General features: G+C 50.5%; 22 protein-coding genes. 3 read left to right on the top strand and 19 right to left on the bottom strand.

Going from position 1 to position 19,912, the window contains the following annotated elements; genetic code table 11:
* Nucleotides 1-214 precede the first annotated feature (214 nt).
* Entirely contained in the window at nucleotides 215-1,543 is a 1,329-nt protein-coding gene (locus ACW9JV_RS01180) for an FAD-dependent oxidoreductase (RefSeq protein WP_457330527.1), read from the top strand.
* 189 nt (nucleotides 1,544-1,732) lie between these two features.
* Here ACW9JV_RS01180 and ACW9JV_RS01175 read toward each other — a convergent pair whose 3' ends face one another.
* The 14 genes from ACW9JV_RS01175 to ACW9JV_RS01110 form a co-directional block, all read right to left on the bottom strand.
* Nucleotides 1,733-1,918 (bottom strand): hypothetical protein, encoded by a 186-nt coding sequence (locus tag ACW9JV_RS01175; protein ID WP_457330525.1) that lies wholly within the window; start codon nucleotides 1,916-1,918, stop codon nucleotides 1,733-1,735.
* A gap of 26 nt (nucleotides 1,919-1,944) precedes the next feature.
* The gene (locus ACW9JV_RS01170) at nucleotides 1,945-2,358 is read right to left on the bottom strand and encodes a hypothetical protein (RefSeq protein ID WP_457330523.1); all 414 of its coding nucleotides are present in this window, start codon (nucleotides 2,356-2,358) and stop codon (nucleotides 1,945-1,947) included.
* A gap of 267 nt (nucleotides 2,359-2,625) precedes the next feature.
* The gene (locus tag ACW9JV_RS01165; protein ID WP_457330521.1) at nucleotides 2,626-3,234 is read right to left on the bottom strand and encodes a thymidine kinase; all 609 of its coding nucleotides are present in this window, start codon (nucleotides 3,232-3,234) and stop codon (nucleotides 2,626-2,628) included.
* Between the two features lie 101 nt (nucleotides 3,235-3,335).
* Nucleotides 3,336-4,268 carry a metal ABC transporter permease gene (locus tag ACW9JV_RS01160; RefSeq protein WP_457330519.1) on the bottom strand — a complete coding sequence of 311 codons (933 nt, stop codon included), beginning with the start codon at nucleotides 4,266-4,268 and terminating at the stop codon, nucleotides 3,336-3,338.
* 21 nt (nucleotides 4,269-4,289) lie between these two features.
* Nucleotides 4,290-5,321 carry a metal ABC transporter permease gene (locus ACW9JV_RS01155; RefSeq protein WP_457330517.1) on the bottom strand — a complete coding sequence of 344 codons (1,032 nt, stop codon included), beginning with the start codon at nucleotides 5,319-5,321 and terminating at the stop codon, nucleotides 4,290-4,292.
* On the bottom strand, nucleotides 5,318-6,076 hold the full coding sequence (locus ACW9JV_RS01150; protein ID WP_457330515.1) for a metal ABC transporter ATP-binding protein: 759 nt from the start codon (nucleotides 6,074-6,076) through the stop codon (nucleotides 5,318-5,320). The genes ACW9JV_RS01155 and ACW9JV_RS01150 overlap by 4 nt, the downstream gene beginning before the upstream one ends.
* 17 nt (nucleotides 6,077-6,093) lie before the next feature.
* The gene (locus ACW9JV_RS01145; protein ID WP_457330514.1) at nucleotides 6,094-7,029 is read right to left on the bottom strand and encodes a metal ABC transporter solute-binding protein, Zn/Mn family; all 936 of its coding nucleotides are present in this window, start codon (nucleotides 7,027-7,029) and stop codon (nucleotides 6,094-6,096) included.
* Nucleotides 7,030-7,232: 203 nt separating this feature from the next.
* A complete protein-coding gene (locus ACW9JV_RS01140) occupies nucleotides 7,233-7,478 on the bottom strand; it encodes a type B 50S ribosomal protein L31 (RefSeq protein WP_457330512.1) in 246 nt (81 codons plus the stop codon).
* A gap of 155 nt (nucleotides 7,479-7,633) precedes the next feature.
* Complete coding sequence (rho, locus tag ACW9JV_RS01135; protein WP_457330510.1) at nucleotides 7,634-8,914, bottom strand: transcription termination factor Rho; 1,281 nt, start codon at nucleotides 8,912-8,914, stop codon at nucleotides 7,634-7,636.
* A 332-nt stretch (nucleotides 8,915-9,246) separates the two neighbouring features.
* A complete protein-coding gene (glpX, locus tag ACW9JV_RS01130; protein ID WP_457330508.1) occupies nucleotides 9,247-10,218 on the bottom strand; it encodes a class II fructose-bisphosphatase in 972 nt (323 codons plus the stop codon).
* A gap of 22 nt (nucleotides 10,219-10,240) precedes the next feature.
* On the bottom strand, nucleotides 10,241-11,527 hold the full coding sequence (locus ACW9JV_RS01125) for a UDP-N-acetylglucosamine 1-carboxyvinyltransferase (RefSeq protein WP_457330506.1): 1,287 nt from the start codon (nucleotides 11,525-11,527) through the stop codon (nucleotides 10,241-10,243).
* 154 nt (nucleotides 11,528-11,681) lie between these two features.
* Complete coding sequence (gene fsa, locus ACW9JV_RS01120) at nucleotides 11,682-12,320, bottom strand: fructose-6-phosphate aldolase (protein WP_457330504.1); 639 nt, start codon at nucleotides 12,318-12,320, stop codon at nucleotides 11,682-11,684.
* Between the two features lie 96 nt (nucleotides 12,321-12,416).
* Nucleotides 12,417-13,280 (bottom strand): class II fructose-1,6-bisphosphate aldolase, encoded by an 864-nt coding sequence (gene fba / locus ACW9JV_RS01115; protein ID WP_457330502.1) that lies wholly within the window; start codon nucleotides 13,278-13,280, stop codon nucleotides 12,417-12,419.
* Between the two features lie 201 nt (nucleotides 13,281-13,481).
* A complete protein-coding gene (locus ACW9JV_RS01110; RefSeq protein ID WP_457330500.1) occupies nucleotides 13,482-13,844 on the bottom strand; it encodes a response regulator in 363 nt (120 codons plus the stop codon).
* A gap of 172 nt (nucleotides 13,845-14,016) precedes the next feature.
* Between ACW9JV_RS01110 and ACW9JV_RS01105 the strand changes: the two genes are divergently transcribed.
* Nucleotides 14,017-14,535 (top strand): DUF2529 family protein, encoded by a 519-nt coding sequence (locus tag ACW9JV_RS01105; RefSeq protein WP_457330498.1) that lies wholly within the window; start codon nucleotides 14,017-14,019, stop codon nucleotides 14,533-14,535.
* A gap of 91 nt (nucleotides 14,536-14,626) precedes the next feature.
* On the opposite strand, the gene ACW9JV_RS01100 is transcribed toward ACW9JV_RS01105, so the two are convergent.
* Together ACW9JV_RS01100 and rpoE are read right to left on the bottom strand one after the other, a co-directional pair.
* Nucleotides 14,627-16,231: a CTP synthase gene (locus tag ACW9JV_RS01100; RefSeq protein WP_457330496.1), complete on the bottom strand. Its 1,605-nt coding sequence runs from the start codon at nucleotides 16,229-16,231 to the stop codon at nucleotides 14,627-14,629.
* A 227-nt stretch (nucleotides 16,232-16,458) separates the two neighbouring features.
* On the bottom strand, nucleotides 16,459-16,941 hold the full coding sequence (gene rpoE, locus ACW9JV_RS01095) for a DNA-directed RNA polymerase subunit delta (RefSeq protein WP_457330495.1): 483 nt from the start codon (nucleotides 16,939-16,941) through the stop codon (nucleotides 16,459-16,461).
* A gap of 277 nt (nucleotides 16,942-17,218) precedes the next feature.
* Between rpoE and cls the strand changes: the two genes are divergently transcribed.
* Nucleotides 17,219-18,418 carry a cardiolipin synthase gene (cls, locus tag ACW9JV_RS01090; RefSeq protein WP_457330493.1) on the top strand — a complete coding sequence of 400 codons (1,200 nt, stop codon included), beginning with the start codon at nucleotides 17,219-17,221 and terminating at the stop codon, nucleotides 18,416-18,418.
* Here cls and ACW9JV_RS01085 read toward each other — a convergent pair.
* The 3 genes from ACW9JV_RS01085 to ACW9JV_RS01075 all read right to left on the bottom strand — a co-directional run bounded on the left by ACW9JV_RS01085 (nucleotide 18,413) and on the right by ACW9JV_RS01075 (nucleotide 19,912).
* Complete coding sequence (locus tag ACW9JV_RS01085; protein ID WP_457330491.1) at nucleotides 18,413-19,213, bottom strand: alpha/beta fold hydrolase; 801 nt, start codon at nucleotides 19,211-19,213, stop codon at nucleotides 18,413-18,415. The genes cls and ACW9JV_RS01085 overlap by 6 nt on opposite strands.
* A 21-nt stretch (nucleotides 19,214-19,234) precedes the next feature.
* Complete coding sequence (locus ACW9JV_RS01080) at nucleotides 19,235-19,414, bottom strand: XapX domain-containing protein (protein ID WP_457330489.1); 180 nt, start codon at nucleotides 19,412-19,414, stop codon at nucleotides 19,235-19,237.
* A 195-nt stretch (nucleotides 19,415-19,609) separates the two neighbouring features.
* Complete coding sequence (locus ACW9JV_RS01075; RefSeq protein ID WP_457330487.1) at nucleotides 19,610-19,912, bottom strand: PTS sugar transporter subunit IIB; 303 nt, start codon at nucleotides 19,910-19,912, stop codon at nucleotides 19,610-19,612.

The following is a 19,912-nucleotide window of genomic DNA, read 5'->3' as shown; positions in this document are numbered from 1 at the left end:
GAGCCGTTATCCAAACGTCGTTTACTTACCAGCCGGTTCGTATTACGATATTTCTTCCACCCTGTCACTTCACTGGAGTATCCACACTCCCGCCGCTTATTGCTCCATTAAAATCTGAATCTTAAGGTTATCCCTCTTCCAGGCAGAAAATAGGTTTCTATTTTTCCAGGGAGGGAATACTGGTACCAGTATATTGGTTAAAGGAGTCTATTGTATGAAGTTTGTTATTATCGGCGGGGATGCTGCCGGGATGAGTGCGGCGATGCAGATTATCCGCAATGTGGAAGATGCCGAGGTTACAACGCTGGAAGCCGGCGGTATTTATTCTTATGCGCAGTGCGGACTCCCCTACATCATCGGCGGAGAGGTCGAGAGCACAGAGAACCTGATAGCCCGGGATGTGGAAACCTTCCGGGAGAAATACGGCATCGATGCGAGGGTATATCACCATGTCGAAACCGTCGACACAGAGAAGCAGGTTGTTTCCGGGAAGGATCTGAATAACGGAACACCTTTTGAGATGCCTTACGATAAACTTCTTGTTGCCACCGGCGGCGCGCCTGTTCTTCCTGACTGGCCGGGGCGGAACCTGAAAGGGGTACATACACTGAAGACAATTCCGGATATTGAATCAATCACCGGGGATCTTGATAACGTCCGCGATGTGACGATTATCGGCGGCGGCTACATCGGGCTGGAGCTCGCCGAAAATCTGGTTGAAACCGGACGGGACGTGCGGATCATCGAACGCAACAACCGGATCGCCAAAATGTTTGATCCGGACATGACGCCGCTCATTCACGAAGAAGCAGGAAAGCACGGCGTGGAATTGTGCCTGGAAGAATCCGTCACCACGCTGGAAGGAGAAGAAAGGGTGGAAGCGGTACGCACCTCTTCGAACCGGTATGAGACAGATTTAGTTATTGTCACAGCAGGTATCCGGCCCAATACCGAATGCCTGAAACATACCGGCATTCATCTTTGGGATAACGGGGCAGTCCAGGTGGACGCCTACATGCAGACGAATGTAAACAATGTATACGCAGCAGGCGACTGCGCCGTCCAGTACCACCGCATGAAGGAAAAAAATGATTATGTCCCGCTCGGCACGCATGCCAATAAACAGGGCCGTGCCGCCGGAAAGAATATGGCGGGCATTCCGAAAGCTTTTCAGGGAATTGTCGGTACGTCCATTCTGCGCTTCTTCGATTTGACGCTTGCCAAAACCGGATTAAATGAAACAGAAGCCAGGGCGATGCAGTTCCCTTATGATACCGTAACCCACCGCGCTTCCGATAAAGCCGGTTACTTTGAAGGCAAAAAACCACTGCATCTGAAGCTGCTGTACCGCACCGATACAGAAGAGGTGATCGGGGGCCAGGTTATCGGAGAATCCGGCGCAGCCAAACGCATCGATGTGCTGGCAGCCACCCTTTTTCATCGGATGACCCTCGATGAATACGAAGATCTGGATCTGTCGTATGCCCCGCCGTACAACGGTGTATGGGACCCGATCCAGCAGACGGTACGGCGTGCGACCTGACCATGTCTGCAGCCACGAACAGACGGACCGGGCGCATTAGTGTCCACTAAACGGTTTTTCACGGATACTAAGGTGCTGTGAGCAGAAAATAGCGGCTGCTGCGTGGAGCTCTGGAACCACTAAACGCCCATTGGTGCATCACAGTATCCCCCAGACCAACAATATATAACGTGAAACCTGGACGATTCTTCAGTGGATCGTCCGGGTTTTTTGTATACCATCGATGTTACAGCTGTTTTCACCAGGGTGCGGCGGATGATGGTCCTTGGAGCCGTCCACTTGTAAACGAATTTCTTTGGCATGTAAATCGCCCTGTTCGGCTTGTAACCACACCGTTTTGGACGGAACAGGATGTTCACGCGCAGCATCTCCCATCGTTCGGATCTATCCCCATACTATTTTTATCCGTCCAAAACAGTAACATGAACCTGGTATCTCGGAAATTCCTGTTTATACTGCTGCTTCAATTCCTGCTGCTTTTTCTGTTTTTGTTTTTTATTCCATGAGGCATCACCTGTCGTGTAAAGGTAGGCATGCCGGCCGCCGAAGGTGACGTATTTTGGAGAAAAACCAAGCCGTCGGGCGATATCCTTTACTCTGGCGTTATCATTGCCCTGATTCTGCTCTTTGGTCGTCATCGAGACATCACCGGGCCCCTGGTTATAATCCGAAGGTGTTGCCGGCTCCGGACTCTGCAGTGGTCCGGCCGAAGGCCCTGTTCCGGTATTTCCCTCCGCCTGCGGAGACTTATCCTGTTCACAGGATACGGAGAACATAAGCAGTCCGCTGATCATAAAGAGAATGATATATTTCATTAACGCTCTCTCCTTCTGTCGGTTTTTGTCTTATGTTTTCCACTCCTTTGATTTTCATTCAGGTGATGACTGCTTCCTTTTTTCTTAATACCGGTCATTTCGCAGAGCTTACGCGTCAAAACAGGGCATGTACCCGCCGCGGAAGCCTGGTTATCAGCCAACCTGCATTCATTACAAGCGAAATCATACTGAATACCAGCCAAACCCCGTTTCCATGCAAACCTACAAAAAAAGACCGTCCGTTCGGACAGTCTTCTGTTTCTGCTGTTATACCGATTCCACCGAAAAATCGTTTTCGGGTTTTCCGGGTACATCATGGCAGTGCCGGCACCGTGGTTCATAGGCTTCATCGGCGCCGACGAGAATAACTTCATCGTCATAGTGGGCAGGCCGGCCTTCGATCAGCCGCTGTGTGCGGGAAGCAGGAGATCCACAGCACGGGCAGACCGCCTGCAGCTTGATCACTTCCTCGGCTGCGGCCATCAGTTCCTTCACCTGCATAAACGGTTCCCCGCGGAAGTCCTGATCCAGTCCGGCCACCACCACCCGGATGCCCCGGTCCGCCAGGTGCTGGGCGACTTCTATAATTCCGCGGTCAAAAAACTGGGTCTCATCCACTGCCACCATCTGCACGCCTTCTTCGAGCATTGGAGGAATATCATGGGAATGAGCTACTGCTTTGGCCCATATTTTCGTTCCGTTGTGGGACACGACTTCTTCTTCGCTGTAGCGGTCATCAAGCGCAGGTTTAAACACAATGACGTTCAGATTGCCGTATGCCGCGCGGCGGATACGGCGTATCAGTTCTTCGGATTTTCCGGAAAACATGCTGCCGCAGATGACTTCCATCCAACCTTCTTTTCTTATCATGTACATTCTTGTTCCCCTTACTACATCCCGTTAAATTACGTTTATTCTTTTCTTATTTTCCCTGAAATTCAGAATGTATTCAATAGGTCACGGGGAACTTTTCCGGGTTATCCTTTCAAGCTTTCCTGCTTTGTTTCCATGGAAGAATAAGGAACTTCGCTCCATCCCTTACGCTTTTGTGTTTTCTGTCGTATCAAGCGGGGGAAGACCCCTCCTTCTCCGGCAAACAGAAAGGAAATCAGGAAAATGACGCCGGTCATGACCGCCATGCTTCCGGAAATCGATACGTTCAGCCATTTGGCGGCATAATATCCGCTGAAACAGGCGGCCGCACTGAACAGAATGCTGTATACAAACATGGTGGAAAGTCTGCTGGTCCAAAGATACGCCGAAGCGGCCGGTACGATCATAAAGGCAACGACAAGCACCGCCCCGACGCTATCAAAGGAAGAAACAGCGGTGACCGATGTCATCGTCATAAGCAGATAGTGAAGAAAAGCGGCCGGTATGCCGAGCGATACAGCCAGGGCCGGATCAAACGTGGATATCTTCCACTCTTTATACAGGAGCCCGATCAGGATAAGGTTAAGCAGAAGTACCACACTGACAAAAAGAAACGCCTGAGGTACAGGTACACCAAAGAGCGTCACCGTCTGAAAGGGAACAAACGCGATATCCCCCATCAGCGCGTGATTAACGTCCAGGTGGACATTCCCCGCATACCGGGAGATCAGAAAGACACCGAGCGCGAAAAACGCGGTGAATGTCACTCCTATGGCAGCGTCCGGCTGCACACCGGAATTCTGGAGCAGCTGAATGACAAGGGTTGTTAATAACCCCGCCACCGCCGCCCCGAGAAGCATCGTGAAACTATCCAGCGTGCTGGTTAGTAAAAACGCCGATACCAGACCAAGAATCACAGTGTGACTGATGGCATCTGAAATCATCGCCATCTGCCGCAGCACAAGCAGTACACCAATGATACTGCACGAGGCTCCGACCAGCACACCGGTTATAATAATCCATCCTTCATAGGTCAAGACTGTCTCCTCCTTTCCCCATCATGTGAGATACCTGTTCTTTTTCAGCCAATTCCATAACCGTCTGGCCTCGCTGTGTTCAGCACCGAGCGCTTTCTGCCAGGAAGCATACCGGGAATCGGCTGCATCCGGGACCAATTGCAGCGCCTCCACAGCCTGCTGTTTTTTCCACCGGCGCCGGAACCTTCGATACTCGATGATTTGAGCCAGCTTCCCTCTTTTAGGGGCAAATAGAAAAGACAGCACAAAGATGGCGGTTGCAATCAGTACAACAACCGGGCCCGTGGGAATGCCGCTGCTTGCGGCACTGAGAGCCGCGCCTGAAAAGCCGGACAATGCGCCGATCAGAGCGGAAAGAATGACCATTACCCCGAGCCTGTCGGTCCAGTACCTTGCTGCGATGGCAGGAGTGATAATGAGCGCCGACATTAAAATAATGCCTACCGCCTGGATTCCTGCTGTCACAATCAGCACAATGGACAGACTCAGGATGCTGTTCAGCGTGTTCGTCTTCCATCCCAGCCCGCCGGCGAACAGCGGATCAAAAATGACCAGCTTCCATTCTTTAAAAAACAGAAAGGATGCCGCGATAACCAATACAGCGATACCGCTCATCATCCAGACATCGAATTGCACCATGGAAGCGGCCTGGCCGAAAATGTAACTGTCCAGTCCGCTCTTATTACCCGCCGAACTGTTGGTAATCACGGTCAGCAGTACAATACCGAGTCCGAAAAAAACAGAAAGAATCAAACCGATGGCTGTGTCCTGTTTCAGTTTTGTGTTCCTGTGAATCACGCGTATGCCCCACAGGCTGATAAAACCGAAGGCAGCAGCACCGATCATCAGTGCCGGCAGCTCTCTTCCGGCAATGAAAAATCCAAGACACACACCGGGCAGCGCCGCGTGGGACATAGCTTCGCCTACCAGGCTCTCTTTACGCAGCAGCACGAATGAACCAATCACACCGCTTGCGATCCCCAAAAACATCGTGCCGAAAAGAACCCAGCGGAGGTTGGGACTTTCAAGCAGAGACAACCATTCCTGCATCATGATGGATTCCCCGCCTGTTCAGAGGCGGCAGACTGGAAAAAGGCAAGCTGGCCACCGTAAGCTTCCTGCAGCTTCTCTTTTGTAAACACATCCTCTGTCGGCCCATGTGCGACGACATGTTTATTCAAGAGAATCATCCAGTCAAAATATTCCTGCGCCGTCTGCAGATCATGATGCACGACGATAATGGTTTTGTTTTCCTGCTTCCATTTCTGCATTAACTGGATGATGGCACGTTCGGTTTTAGCATCCACGCCGGCAAATGGTTCATCCATAATGTACAGGGAAGCATCCTGTGCCATCGCGCGGGCAAGAAAAACCCGCTGCTGCTGCCCTCCGGAAAGCTGCCTGATCTGTCTTTTCGCAAATTGCTCCATTCCAAGTTCCTGTAAACTCTGAAAAGCGATCTCTTTATCCTGTTTCCGCGGCCGGCGGAAGAGTCCCGCGTGGCCGTAGCGCCCCATCGTCACCACATCCAGAGCATCGGTCGGAAAATCCCAGTCCACTTCGCCGCGCTGCGGCACGTAACCGATGCTCGATCGAACCGTTTTCAGGTCCTCTCCAAAAAAGACGGCACGCCCGTGCAGTTTCGGCACAAGATCCAGCACCGCCTTAAGAAGAGTCGATTTACCTGCTCCATTGGGACCGACAATACCGACCAGTTTCCCCTTCGGAACAGAAAATGCGGCATTCTCCAGAACAGCGGATTCCTGATAAGCTACTGTTATATTCTGAACGTCCAGTGCATTACTCATCACTCTGCCTCCTTCTTTTACTGGAGAGACGATACGATCGTGTCAATGTTGTGCCGGAACATGCCTTCATACGTTCCTTCTTCCGTTCCGGCTTCTCCCATCGCATCCGAATACAGCTCCCCGCCGATTTCAACCTGCTGGCCTCGTTCCTCTGCCCCTTCCACGACGGAATTCACCGCCTGTTCGGAGACGCTGGATTCCACAAATAATGCTCCTATGCTCCGCTCTACCATCAAGTCCACGATATGGTTAACGTCCCCGACACCGAATTCCGCGTCGGTGCTGATACCCTGCAGGCCCTGTACTTCCATGCCGTATGCATCGCCGAAATAGCTGAAAGCGTCATGGGCGGTCACAATCACCCGGCTTTCTTCCGGAATTTTCTGAATCTGTTCTTCGGCATATGCATCCACTTCCTCCAGCATATCGAGGTACTCCCCGGCACGTTCTTCATATCCTTCGCTGTTTTCTTCGTCCACTTCAATGAATGCATCCCTCACAGCTTCCACGGCATACGCCCATCTGTCCGGGTCAAACCATACGTGCGGATCATGAGGATAATCTTCTCCCCCGGAAATAAGCACATCTTCCGGGATATTCTCTCCGACCGCATAACTCGGGGTTTCGTTTTCTACATTCTGAAATACATCCCCCATATTCCCTTCCAGATTCAGCCCATTGTAAAGATTCAGATCCGCTTCTGTCAGATTCATCACATCCTGCTGTGTCGGTTCATACAGGTGCGGATCCACACCAGGCCCCATCATTCCCTTCACCTCAGCCTGATCTCCACCTATGTGTTCAGCGATATCCCTTATCTGACCGGTTGTTGTTACAACAGACAAGGTGCCGCCTTCCGAACCTTCCGATGACCCTGCATTTTCTCCGACCCCGCATCCCCCGAGAAACAGGATGCCGCTGGTGAACACAACGATTTGTTTCAACAAGCTCATTTTTTTACCCCCGACTAATTTATTTTTATATATGACAAAAAGTTTCCCTAATGCAATAATAGATGGGTTCCGAATGTTTTTCAATACTTTTTCTTCATGGAGAAGTCAAATAGGAAAAAAGGAACAGAAAAAGAGGGAGGTTTTACGATACTAAAAAAAACAGGCAGGGGATTCGTCCCCTGCCTGTTGCGGATGCGGCCATATTAGTCGAGGTTGTATTTCTTTTTGAAACGGTCGATACGACCGCCGGCATCGGCCAGCTTCTGCTTTCCGGTATAGAACGGATGGGAGTCAGAGCTGATCTCCACCTTCAAAAGCGGATACGTGTTGCCGTCTTCCCACTCAATCGTTTCATCGGAAGATTTCGTGGAACCGCTCAAGAATTTAAAGCCTGTGCTTGTATCCAAAAATACGACTTTCTGAAAATCCGGATGGATGTCCTGCTTCATTTGTATTCACTCCTTTTGCTTCTGGTGGTGACATGCCGCGTTCCCTACCTGGTTAATGCGGCATAGACGCTATCTTCTCGTCAGCGTTTGATCTCACACATAACGAGATTATAACAATCCCGCTATTATTTTTCAACTACTTCTTTATCATTCCGTTACGTGCGCCGGTTCGTGCTGCGGCCTTTCTGTTTATCCTTTTCCAGTTCTTCAAAGAACTCATCATTCGTTTTTGTCTGCTTGACCTTGCGGATAAAATGATCAATGAAATCCGGCGAATCGTTCATGGTTTTGCGCATGGCCCAGAGATTTTCCAAATGCTCTTTGGATAGAAGGAGTTCTTCCTTTCTTGTGCTGGAACGGCGGATATCGATCGCAGGGAAAATCCGGCGCTCGGCCAGGCGGCGGTCGAGATGCAGTTCCATATTCCCGGTTCCCTTAAACTCTTCATAAATCACGTCGTCCATCCGGGATCCGGTTTCCACCAGGGCTGTCGCCAGAATAGTGAGGCTCCCGCCTTCTTCAATATTCCGTGCCGCCCCGAAAAACCGTTTCGGGCGGTGCAGCGCCGCCGGGTCGATCCCGCCGGAAAGCGTACGGCCGCTCGGTGGAATGACCAGGTTGTAGGCACGGGCAAGGCGGGTAATGCTGTCCATTAAAATGACCACATCTTTCTTGTGCTCCACGAGCCGCATGGCCCGCTCCAGCACCAGTTCCGATACCTTGATATGGTTTTCCGGCACTTCGTCAAAGGTGGAGCTGGCAATATCGCCGTCCACCGATCGTTCAATATCGGTCACCTCTTCGGGGCGTTCATCGATCAGGAGCACGATTAATTCCGTTTCAGGGTGATTCTCTGTAATGCTGTTGGCTACTTCTTTTAAGAGGGACGTCTTCCCTGCTTTCGGCTGGGCGACAAGAAGTCCGCGCTGGCCGAAACCTACCGGTGTAACCATATCCATAATCCTTGTGCCGGCGCGTCCCGGTTTGTTTTCCAGGTTCATCCGCTCTTCGGGATATAACGGAGTCAGCGCCGGAAAATGAGGACGTTCCTTGGAAGAGTCCGGGTCGTCTCCGTTGACCGCTTCCACCATCAACAGCCCGTGGTACCGTTCTGAATCTTTTGGCGGACGGACCTTTCCGGATACTTTATCGCCGTTTCTCAGGTCAAAACGACGGATCTGGGAGGCGGAGATATAAATATCCTCGGAGCTCGGCAGGTAATTGATAGGACGAAGAAACCCGTATCCTTCCGTCTGGATGATTTCAAGAATCCCTTCCATAAACATATACCCGTCTTTTTCAGCCTGGCCCTTCAGTATGGCAAAAATCAATTCACGTTTGGTCAGTTTGCTGTAGTAAGACACTTTATACTCTTTGGCGAGTGTATAAAGTTCTTTCAGCGTTTTATTTTCCAGTTCCGCTAAATTTACACTCAATCATCGTCACCACTTTTCTGCAATAGTCCATTTTCTTTTTTTCTATGTTTGTTCTCTATCTATGAATGAAACTGGGATAGGAGTTTTCCATGGATAATCATTGGTTCGGAGGGATCTCTGCGGGTTGCGGTTGAAAAAGCTGATAAAATGATTCTTTGAAGAGGAAGGACGTTATCAAATTATTTTTCCCGTCTATCACATATTGTAAACACGTTTTTTTAAGAATAGCAACAATGAATTCAGGGGAACCGCGGCAAAAAATGTCACATAAGGTACAAATGCTGAAAAAGGAATGCCCCTTTTTCTTCCGGGGCACCCCTTCTGACTGCTGGTCAGTTTGTTTTGATGACAAACTCCGGTTTTTTCTTTACATTGTGTTTGCCATCCACAAATCTTACGGTTCCGGAACGGGCACGCATCACGAGAGACTGGGTGGTCGCGCTGGCTCCTTTATAATGAACGCCCTGCAGAAGACCGCCGTCTGTCACGCCGGTGGCTGCAAAGATGGCATCGTCGCCGGCGACCATATCTTCCATATATAACACCCGTGATACGTCATCGATTCCCATTTCTTCACAGCGTTTCTTCTCTTCATCATCCTTGGGAAGCAGCTTCCCCTGCTGTTCTCCGCCGAGGCACTTGAGGCCGACGGCGGAGAGAACACCTTCCGGAGCTCCGCCGGCACCGAGGAGAATATCGATCCCGGTTTCATCGAAGGCCGTGTTAATCGCAGCGGCTACATCCCCTTCCTGGATAAACTTGATCCTGGCGCCGGCATCGCGCACTTCCTGAATCAAAGAGGCGTGGCGTTCACGGTTGAGCATCGTGACGACGACATCTTCCACGTCTTTACCTTTCGCTGCCGCCACCGCTTTCAGGTTATCAAGGACCGGAGCGTTAATATCAATCTTTCCGACGGCTTCCGCGCCAACGGCGATTTTCTGCATATACATATCCGGTGCATTCAACAGGCATCCCTGGTCGGCCACGGCAAGCACTGTCAGTGCATTTTCCATGCCGTTGGCGACGATATTGGTACCTTCTACCGGATCCACGGCCACGTCCACTCTCGGACCGAAACCGGTACCGAGTTTTTCCCCGATATAAAGCATCGGTGCCTCGTCTTTTTCTCCTTCCCCGATCACCACCGTGCCTTTCATCGGGATGGTGTCAAATACATCCCTCATTACGCTTGTGGCTGCATCATCTGCTTCTTCTTTTTTCCCGCGGCCCATCCAGCGCGCCGACGATAAAGCGGCGGCTTCGGTTACGCGTACCAGTTCAATGGATAAACTTCTTTCCATTCCGTTCCCCTCCCCATGTACTTTACGAACTTTTCACTTGTCTGATTTCCTTGGCTGTAAGTTCTTCTCTCCATACCCGAGCCCCGAGGGCCAACAGTTTTTCTTCCAGGTCTTCATAGCCGCGGTCTATATGTTCCAATCCGGTAATTTCGGTTACGCCCTCAGCCATCAGACCGGCCACGACAAGGGCAGCCCCGGCACGGAGATCGCTAGCTTTTACTTTTGCGCCCTGCAGCGCGCCCTTCCCGTTAATGAGAGCGGACCGCCCTTCCAGCTTGATATCGGCTCCCATCCGCCGCAGTTCATCCACATGCTTGAACCGGGCATTGTATATCGTGTCCGTAACGACGCTTGTGCCGCGGGCTCTTGTCAATAGAGCGGTAACCGGCTGCTGCAGATCCGTTGCAAAACCTGGATATACAAGGGTTTTTATATCCACGCTCGCTAATTCAGGCGACGTCGCGATTCTTACCTGCTCATCCCCCGTTTCCACGCTCACTCCCATTTCCCGGAGTTTTGCCATCAGCGATTCCAGATGATCCGGAATAATGTTATTAATCATCACTTCTTTTCCTTTGGCAGCCGCGGCAATCATATACGTGCCGGCTTCGATCCGGTCCGGAATGATAGAGTGCACGCATCCGGTCAGTTCCTCCACGCCGTCTATCCGGATAACATCGGTTCCGACTCCTTTGATTTTAGCGCCCATGCTTGTTAATATCGTCGCTACATCAATGATTTCCGGCTCTTTTGCCGCATTTTCAATCGTTGTCCTTCCTTCGGCCTTCACAGCAGCCAGCATGATGTTGATCGTTGCACCGACACTGACAACATCCAGATAAATGCGGGCTCCGGTCAGTTTTTCCGCCTGAAGATAGATGGCGCCATGTTCATTCGTCACTTTCGCCCCCAAAGCTTCAAACCCTTTGATATGCTGGTCAATCGGGCGCGGTCCCAGGTTACAGCCGCCCGGAAGACCTATTGCGGCTTTTTTAAATTTGCCGAGCATGGCCCCCATCATGTAATAGGAAGCCCGAAGTGTCTTCACTCTGCCGTTTGGAAGCGGCATCGGTACAATACGGGACGGATCGATGTTCATTTTCGTCCCGTCATACGTGACAGACCCTCCAATATCTTCAAGCAGAGAAGCCAATGTTTCCACGTCGGAAATTTTCGGAAGGTTTTCGATCGATACGTTTGAATCGGCCAGCACGGCGGCAGGAATTAAGGCTACAGCACTGTTTTTCGCGCCGCTGATATGTATACTGCCATGTAAAGGATGTCCTCCTTCAATCATCAACTTTTCCATGCGTATCTCACTTCCTCATCTTCGTCTTATGGTGTCCGATCCATTTCGTCAGAGGCATCTTTCTTAGTATAGACAATCGGGAAAGGAGATAGACCTTTCCCGTTGTCCGTTTTTTAGAGGGAAGAGGCTTCCTGACATCCGCTCTTTCCGTGTCCTACCGGTTCTCCCAGTCATTGAGGAACTTTTCAATACCCTGATCGGTCAATGGATGGTTAAAGAGCTGACGGATCACTTTCAGCGGAAGAGTCGCAATGTCTGCGCCTCTCGCTGCGGATTCGGATACGTGAAGCGGATGACGGACAGAGGCAGCGAGAATTTCTGTATCAATATCGTGTTCGTCAAAAATTTCTGCAATCTCACTAATCAGATCGAGCCCGTTATGCCCGATGTCATCCAGCCGGCCTAAAAACGGGGATACGTAAGATGCTCCTGCTCTTGCAGCCATCAAGGCCTGTACAGAAGAGAAGACAAGGGTCACATTTGTTTTGATATTTTCCTCGGAAAAGACCTTAACCGCTTTCAAACCTTCTTCAGTCATCGGAACCTTCACCGTAATATTCGGAGCTATCTGAGCCAGCTCCCGCCCTTCAGCGAGCATGCCGTCAGCCTGGGTTGAAATGACTTCCGCGCTGACCGAACCTTTCACAAGCGAAGTGATTTCTTTCAGTCTTTCCTGAAAGTCAGCCCCTTCTTTGGCAACCAGACTTGGATTGGTCGTTACCCCGGCCAGAATTCCCAGTTCATGAGCTTCTTTTATCTCTTCCATGTTCGCTGAATCAATGAAAAATTTCATATTCCCGCCTCCTCAATTCTTATAAATGAAAGAGTTAACAGGTACAGCCCGGAGCGGCCGATACGCTACTAACTCTTTTCCCTTTACCCCGCTGTGTTACACGCGGCCGGACGATCCGAATTCACGCATTTTTGCTTTGACCGTGTCTTTCACGGCGTCACGTGCCGGCCCCATGTATTTCCGCGGATCATAAAGTTCCGGTTTTTCTTCGAGGGTTCTGCGAACTGCTGCAGCCGACGAGATCTGGCTTTCGGTGTTCACGTTGATCTTGGCATGTCCGTAGCTGATGGCCTTCTGTACATCATCGGCAGGAAGGCCTGTAACGCCGTGCAGAACGAGCGGAATGCCGGCAAAGCTGTCCATTTCTTTCATGCAGTCAAAGTCAAGGTTGGGTTCCCCCTTGTAGGGGCCGTGCACGGAACCAAGAGCCGGTGCGAAACAGTCCACTCCCGTTTCTTCCACCAGCTTCCTGCATTCGGACGGGATAGCATACGTTTTTTCCGCATCCTCCACAACAACATTGTCTTCCCGGCCGCCGATGCGGTCGAGTTCTGCTTCCACGGAGACGCCGACAGAATGAGCAGCATCCACCACCCGTTTCGTCAGAGCAATGTTTTCTTCCAGCGGATAATGAGACCCATCGATCATCACGGAGGTAAAACCTGCCCGGATGGCTTCGACACACTTTTCGAAGCTGGAACCGTGGTCCAGATGGATCGCTACAGGAACGGTGATGCTGTGAGCTTCCATAAAGGTTTTTACCATTTCCACCACCGGGTTGAAACCGCTCATGTAACGGGCTGATCCTTCGGATACCCCGCAGATGACGGGGGACCGTTCTTCTTCCGCCGCCTGCAGAATGGCCTGAATAAACTCCATGTTATTCAAGTTAAACTGGCCGACCGCATAACGGTTGGCTTTGGCCTCATCCAGCATCTCTTTCATTGACACCAATGGCATGAAACATCCTCCTTCAGGTCTGCCTGCCTCAAAACGCGCACCGCTATGTAACAAAGCTGATCAAGGAGCTTTTATTCTGTTCTTGGTACATTATAGCATATGATAAAAGATTTTCATCCGCACTCGGAGGAAAAGTTGTAACGCTGTAAACGGAGCGAGCGCTTTCATATTTTGTTTCCCGGGGAAAGGAAGCAAAAGAGGTCATGGGAGGTATTTTTGAATTTCTTCTCTGACCTGGTCAATGTCGAATGGTTTGGAAATATAAGAGGAAGCCCCCAGCTGCTCAGCCTCCTGCATCATGCTCAGTTCTCCGTACGCTGTCATTAAAATGACGCTCGTCCCTGGAGCCAGCCCTTGTTCTGCTCGTTTCTGCAGAATTTCCACCCCGTCCATGCCGGGAATTTTCATATCCAGCAGCACCAGATCAGGATGTTCTTCTTTCAGCAGTTCAAGGGCCCGGCTCCCGTTAGAGGCCTGCAGAATATAATGTCCTTCCTTCTGGAGTATTTCCTGTAACAGGACTCTTATGCCGTATTGATCATCTACAATAAGTATTTTTTTCATGCCGTTTCCCCTCTTTCTCTAAACGCTGCCCCGTATTCCGCGTATTCCGTACCTATCCTGATTGTTACTTCTTCCATATCTGTCCTCTTTTTTCCTGCTTCTACGAGTATTTTTACAGGAATAAGAATTTCGTTTACGATGGACATGACACTGGAGAAAAGGCGGGAAGAAAATGAAAATTTTTTCCACTCAGCTGCAGGGGGCTTTTCAACATATTTTAGCAGAGGAAGAAGCGATAGAAAATGGAGCCAGGCTTCTGGTTCAGGGGCCGGCGGGAACAGGGCGCCTTCTGATCGGCGGAACCCCCTCCATGGCGGGAACAGCATCCACCCTGGCGATGCATCCGGATGCCCCGCGGCAGACTGAATATGTTCCTTTGGATAAAGACGTGGCAGCCGAAATGGATGACCGGGTGCTGCTGTTTGCCGGACATGAAGAGAAGACAGCACTTCAGAGAACAGCTGCAAACCTGGTGCAGCGGGAAATTCCGGTAGTTATCACAGCACCGTTTTCCGAAGAAGAGAGCGGACTGGAGCTGGAACCTACGGACGTATGGCTCGACACGCACGTAAAAGGCGGCATCGTGCCCGGGGAAGACGGGGAGAGGCTGGGAGACCCGTCCGCCCTATGCTCTCTGTTTGCCGGCCAGCTTCTCTTTTTGAACATGAAAGAAATGCTCGAAGAATTGTGATGAAGAATAAGAAACAGACAGGGTCTTACCTGTCGTTCGCCATGGTTTAATAAAAAAGAGCCGTTCCGAAAAGGAAAACGGCTCTTTTTCATTACTGGTTCTGGTTGATGGAGGCCTGAATGAATTCGCGGAACAGCGGCTGCGGTCTGGTCGGGCGGGACACGAATTCAGGATGGAACTGGGAGGCCACAAAAAATGGATGATTCTCCAGTTCAATAATTTCCACCAGTCTCCCATCCGGGCTTGTCCCGCTGAAAAGGAACCCGGCTTCTTCCATCAGATCGCGGTAGGCGTTATTGAATTCATAACGGTGACGGTGGCGTTCATATACCACCTCTTCCCCATAAGCTGACTGCGCTATGGTGTTTTCATGCAGCTTGCAGGGGTATAAGCCGAGCCGGAGGGTGCCTCCCATATCCTCGACTTCTTTCTGCTCTGGGAGCAGGTCGATGACAGGATCTGCTGTGTCCGGATCAAGCTCTGCCGATCCGGCTCCCTCGATCCCTGCCACGTTGCGGGCATATTCCACCGAAGCCAGCTGCATTCCAAGACATATTCCAAGATATGGGATCTTATTTTCCCTGGCATATTGGATAGCGGTTAATTTCCCTTCTATTCCCCGGTCTCCAAAGCCTCCCGGTACAAGAATACCATCAGCCTCTTTCAGTTTGTCTGCGATATTGTCCGGAGTCACTTCTTCTGAGTTGATCCATTGAATATCCACGTAGGAATCGAACGCATAACCGGCATGTTTCAGAGACTCAGCAACTGAAAGATAAGCATCAGGGAGCGATACGTACTTACCGACAAGGGCAATGGTTACCCGGCCGGAAAGATTCTGCACTTTTTCAACAAGCATCTTCCACTCTTCCATATCCGCATGTCCGCCGTCGAGTTTCAGATAATCGCATACAATCTGATCCATCTTCTGCCGCTGCAGATCGAGCGGAATCTGGTAGAGCGTATCCGCATCCGAACACTCAATCACAGCATCCCTGTGAATATCACAGAAGAGGGCGATCTTCTCTTTCATCTCCTGAGGCACGGCACTTTCGGTCCGTACAACAATCACATTCGGCTGAATACCGAGGCTGCGGAGCTCTTTGACACTGTGCTGGGTCGGTTTGGACTTCAACTCGCCGGCAGCGGATAAATAAGGAATCAGTGTACAATGAATATACATGGCATTTTCGACACCGACATCGCTTTTTATCTGCCGGATCGCTTCCAGAAACGGCAGGCTTTCGATATCGCCGACCGTTCCGCCGATTTCGGTGATGACGACATCCGCTCCGGTTTCGCGGCCGGCACGGTAGACCCGTTCAATGATTTCATTTGTGACATGCGGAATGACCTGTACGGTACCGCCGAGATAATCCCCACGCCGTTCTTTGCGGATCACCGACGAGTAAACTTTCCCCGTTGTTACATTGCTGTTTTTGTTCAGGTTGATATCGATGAAGCGTTCATAATGACCCAGGTCGAGATCCGTTTCCGCACCGTCATCGGTGACAAACACTTCGCCGTGCTGATAAGGGCTCATCGTCCCTGGATCCACGTTAATGTAAGGGTCGAACTTCTGGATCGTCACATCGAGGCCGCGGTTTTTCAGAAGACGTCCCAGCGAAGCGGCGGTGATCCCTTTCCCGAGCGATGATACAACCCCTCCGGTTACAAAGATATATTTGACTGCCATGCATTCATCTACTCCTTTTTTTCTTTTAATAGCATCGCAAGAACGAGACGGTCTGTTCATAAAAAAAACAAAAGTGACACCACTCCCGGCGAGGGGGCGCACTTTCGTTTCGATTCATTTATGGAATAAAAATATATATCTGTTTAAGCCCAAAAATGATTTTACCGAGCCTTATTTTAAAAGTCAAGCACCAAAATAAGAGGATCTTCTGCTAAATCCTGTGCCAGTCAGTAGGAATCATCATCATTCGGTTCTTCCACATCTTCACTTTCAAACCCGTCCAGCGGTTTCGTTTTTTCTTCATCTTCGGCATTTTCTTCCTGGGACAGCTCATCGAGTTCGTCTTCGATGTCTTCAAAATCATCATCAAAGTCGTCATCAAACTCATCGGTTTCGTCCGGTTTTTTCTTTACGTCATCGCTCTGAACAGTATGGCTTAAGTCTTCATCCGTCTGATCGAGCGTATACCAGCCGCGCAGGCCCCAATGGTTCTCGCCGAGATGGACAAACCGTCCGTCCAGGTTCATCGCTGTGAACAGTTTTGTCTTCCGGTTTTTTGATTGATCCGAGGTCAACCCTTTCAGTTCAGCGATTCGATTGACCAATGCTGCATATTCATAAGGCTTCTTTTCATCTTCCAGCAGAATATGAGCGAGCTCTATCGCAGACATTTCTTCAATTTCTTCTTCATTATAATCAGAAATACTCAAGGACCGCACACTCCTTTTTTTACAAAGTATTCATGTCCTCCGGGAGAACCGTCCATACAGACATGTTCCCGAGCGAAAACAGACACTGTTTCTATCACCGTTCTTCAAAATCATACTTTTCATTATAAACATATTTGCGGTATTTATGCCAGCATTTTTCAAAGGAAAACAGGCTCTTTTCTACCTTGGGATGTGAAGTTTTTTCATTTCAGGATTCTAGAACCATCCGGATTCGGACATTCTAATAGATACAGTTTAATTTCAGGAGGCCTGTTCCATGATCTGGATCGTTTCAGGAGTTGGTGCAGCACTACTCGCTGCGGGGTGGTGCGTGCTTGATTTTACCATTGGCAGAAAGCAGCACCGCAAACACCGCCGAGCTGTACTTTATCCCCTTCGCTGCGCGGAGATATCATGGTATGACGAAGGGGGATCCTTTTTCAGGGATTACTTTGAAGATATCGAACAGGCGGAGGAATATATTTACGTTCTTTTTTTCATTTTTCGTTACGACAGCATCGGGAGCCGGCTGATCGACCTTCTCTGCCGGAAAGCAGAAGAGGGGGTCGCTGTCCGGGTCATGCTGGACCGGGTGAGCGGCGGCCTGAGTCGAAAAGGGCGTCAGAAGCTGAAACAGGCGGGGGTTTCCTTCACTTACAGCCGGCCGGTATCGCTGCCTTATCCTTTCTACTCGCTGCAGCGGCGCAACCACCGGAAAATAACAGTGATCGACGGGAACATAGGATATACGGGCGGATTTAATGTAGGGGATGAGTACCTCGGCCGGGATCCGAAACTCGGATTCTGGCGGGATTTTCATCTTCGTATTGCCGGTGACGGGGTGCAGGATTTAAAGCAGCAGTTCATCACGGACTGGCAGTGGGAACATCCGGAGGACCGGTTTTCTTCTGTCGGCAGCACTTCCGGCCTGACGAAAGGAGATACCTGTTTCCGGTTTTTGGCAACAGATGGAGACGGGGTGTTGAACTCTTTTCTCTACGTTATTCAGAAAGCACAGCACCATATCTACATCTCAAGCCCTTATTTCATCCCCGGAGCGGCGCTGGAGCAGGCTTTACTGGAAGCTGCGGGCAGAGGGGTGGAAGTAACGATACTGCTGCCGGCAAAACGGGATCATCCACTCGTTCAGGAAGCATCCTGGTCTTATCTTGAACCTTTGATCGATGCGGGAGCCCATGTCTACCATTTCAACGCCGGCTTTTATCACGCGAAAGCCGTGCTCGTTGATGATGAATTCTGCGATATCGGCAGCGCCAATTTTGATAAGCGCAGCTTTCATCTGAATCTGGAAATGAATACACTCATTCAGGACAAGGCATTCATGGAAGATGTCAAACACACCCTGGAGAACGATATGAAACAATCCACCCGTCTGCACTCCGAAGACGTGAAGCAGCGGCCGTTCTTCGTGCGCCTCAAAGAAACCGCCGCTCATCTTCTGGAAGAACTGCTATGACATGTTCACGGATGCCCGGTCTTGTTCCACTTTCCGGATAAACTCTGTCACCACCGCATTATAGACATCAGGCTTCAGGGTCGGTATCTGATGGCCGACCCCGCTCACCCTTACGACATCTTTCGGAGCCTGAACCGCATATTTGTAGAACAGGTACTGATAGTAATGAACATACCAGTCCCTGGTGCCGTATAAAAGAAGCAGCGGTGCCCGCAGCTCCGGCAGTTTTTCCGTACACGAATAACGGAGACCCGATTCATAGAGGGAGCGGACAAGCGGGGCGGAACTTCTCTTTACCGTTCCTGCTATCGCTTCCCGGTGCCGCACGTCTTTGGCATTACCGACGGAAAGCATCCAGGCAAGCAGTCCCATCCATCCTTTTTCCGTGATCCGGATTCCGGTTTCAAATTCCTTGCGCAGCAAGGTCGTGCATACTTCCGGAAAACCACCGGCTGTCACGATACCCGCCGTCCGCTCCGGCCAGCGCAGCGCAAATTCAAGAGCCACAGAGCCACCGCTCGAATAGCCGCATAAAAGCACCTGATCAAGTCTGAGGAGATCCGCCAGGTTGTAAAGGTCCTCCGCCCATTCCGAAATCGTTAGCGTTCCGCTGCCTGATTGACTGAAACCGTGCCCCCGGGCATCCATCAGCACCACTTTACACTCCCGGCCCAGTTTCCGCTGGTGATAAAAGGCCGCTCCCCCCATGGCCGGAGGATGAATAAAAAAAACAGGAAGGCCGTGCCCCCATACCTGGTAATGCAGCGCGCTTCCCTGTGACATGAAAAACGGCATCTACAATCTCTCCTCCTTTGTTCAGCTCCCTCCACTCTGCATCCAGGCCTGAATCCACTGAAACACTTTATAGCCGAGAAAAATCCCGGCCACACCGAGCACCCCCGGCAGTGCGGGAGGGGCTGGAATCGGAAGGCGCACAAGCGCAAACAAGAAGCCGACGCCAAGTCCTGTTAACAGAGATAACAGTGCTTCCTGCATCCGTTATCACACCTTTCTTTCTACTATGTAACACTCCGCTTTAAAATATTCCCTTTTTTCGTTTTCCTTAACTGGGAATTTGTGATATCTGGAGGAACGAGAAGTCGTTGATAATGCCGCAGTCAAAAAAAATCCTGCAGCCGATAAAATATCGGTGCAGGCAGGACAACGTCTATATGACAGAGCAGGAGGTTATTATGATGTTAAATCCAGCGCCTGCTGCAGCACTTTGTCCCCATTCATTGTGCCATAAGCCATATTATCAATCACATCTACTGGTATATTGTAAGAACCGGCTTTCCCTGAAATTTTCTGTTTTAAATACCGTACCTGCGGGCCTATGAGAATGACCTCCAGCTCCTCCATGTGTTGGTTTAATTCTCCCTCTGCATATGCATCGATATCAGCCTCTATCCCTTTTTGTTCCGCTGCCTCTCTCATGTTTTTCACAAGCATGCTCGTGGACATCCCTGCTGAACAAACCAGTGCGATTTTCAT

The sequence above is a fragment of the Salibacterium sp. K-3 genome (assembly GCF_054052005.1).
This window is presented reverse-complemented; position numbering and strand designations above follow the sequence as displayed.

Excerpts from the sequence above, each read along its gene's own strand:
- ACW9JV_RS01180 (WP_457330527.1), top strand. The coding sequence starts at position 215 with ATGAAGTTTGTTATTATCGGCGGGGATGCTGCCGGGATGAGTGCGGCG.
- ACW9JV_RS01175 (WP_457330525.1), bottom strand. The coding sequence starts at position 1,918 with ATGGGAGATGCTGCGCGTGAACATCCTGTTCCGTCCAAAACGGTGTGG.
- ACW9JV_RS01170 (WP_457330523.1), bottom strand. The coding sequence starts at position 2,358 with ATGAAATATATCATTCTCTTTATGATCAGCGGACTGCTTATGTTCTCC.
- ACW9JV_RS01165 (WP_457330521.1), bottom strand. The coding sequence starts at position 3,234 with ATGTACATGATAAGAAAAGAAGGTTGGATGGAAGTCATCTGCGGCAGC.
- ACW9JV_RS01155 (WP_457330517.1), bottom strand. The coding sequence starts at position 5,321 with ATGATGCAGGAATGGTTGTCTCTGCTTGAAAGTCCCAACCTCCGCTGG.
- ACW9JV_RS01150 (WP_457330515.1), bottom strand. The coding sequence starts at position 6,076 with ATGAGTAATGCACTGGACGTTCAGAATATAACAGTAGCTTATCAGGAA.
- ACW9JV_RS01145 (WP_457330514.1), bottom strand. The coding sequence starts at position 7,029 with ATGAGCTTGTTGAAACAAATCGTTGTGTTCACCAGCGGCATCCTGTTT.
- ACW9JV_RS01140 (WP_457330512.1), bottom strand. The coding sequence starts at position 7,478 with ATGAAGCAGGACATCCATCCGGATTTTCAGAAAGTCGTATTTTTGGAT.
- glpX (WP_457330508.1), bottom strand. The coding sequence starts at position 10,218 with ATGGAAAGAAGTTTATCCATTGAACTGGTACGCGTAACCGAAGCCGCC.
- ACW9JV_RS01125 (WP_457330506.1), bottom strand. The coding sequence starts at position 11,527 with ATGGAAAAGTTGATGATTGAAGGAGGACATCCTTTACATGGCAGTATA.
- fsa (WP_457330504.1), bottom strand. The coding sequence starts at position 12,320 with ATGAAATTTTTCATTGATTCAGCGAACATGGAAGAGATAAAAGAAGCT.
- fba (WP_457330502.1), bottom strand. The coding sequence starts at position 13,280 with ATGCCATTGGTGTCAATGAAAGAGATGCTGGATGAGGCCAAAGCCAAC.
- ACW9JV_RS01110 (WP_457330500.1), bottom strand. The coding sequence starts at position 13,844 with ATGAAAAAAATACTTATTGTAGATGATCAATACGGCATAAGAGTCCTG.
- ACW9JV_RS01105 (WP_457330498.1), top strand. The coding sequence starts at position 14,017 with ATGAAAATTTTTTCCACTCAGCTGCAGGGGGCTTTTCAACATATTTTA.
- ACW9JV_RS01100 (WP_457330496.1), bottom strand. The coding sequence starts at position 16,231 with ATGGCAGTCAAATATATCTTTGTAACCGGAGGGGTTGTATCATCGCTC.
- cls (WP_457330493.1), top strand. The coding sequence starts at position 17,219 with ATGATCTGGATCGTTTCAGGAGTTGGTGCAGCACTACTCGCTGCGGGG.
- ACW9JV_RS01085 (WP_457330491.1), bottom strand. The coding sequence starts at position 19,213 with ATGCCGTTTTTCATGTCACAGGGAAGCGCGCTGCATTACCAGGTATGG.
- ACW9JV_RS01080 (WP_457330489.1), bottom strand. The coding sequence starts at position 19,414 with ATGCAGGAAGCACTGTTATCTCTGTTAACAGGACTTGGCGTCGGCTTC.
- ACW9JV_RS01075 (WP_457330487.1), bottom strand. The coding sequence starts at position 19,912 with ATGAAAATCGCACTGGTTTGTTCAGCAGGGATGTCCACGAGCATGCTT.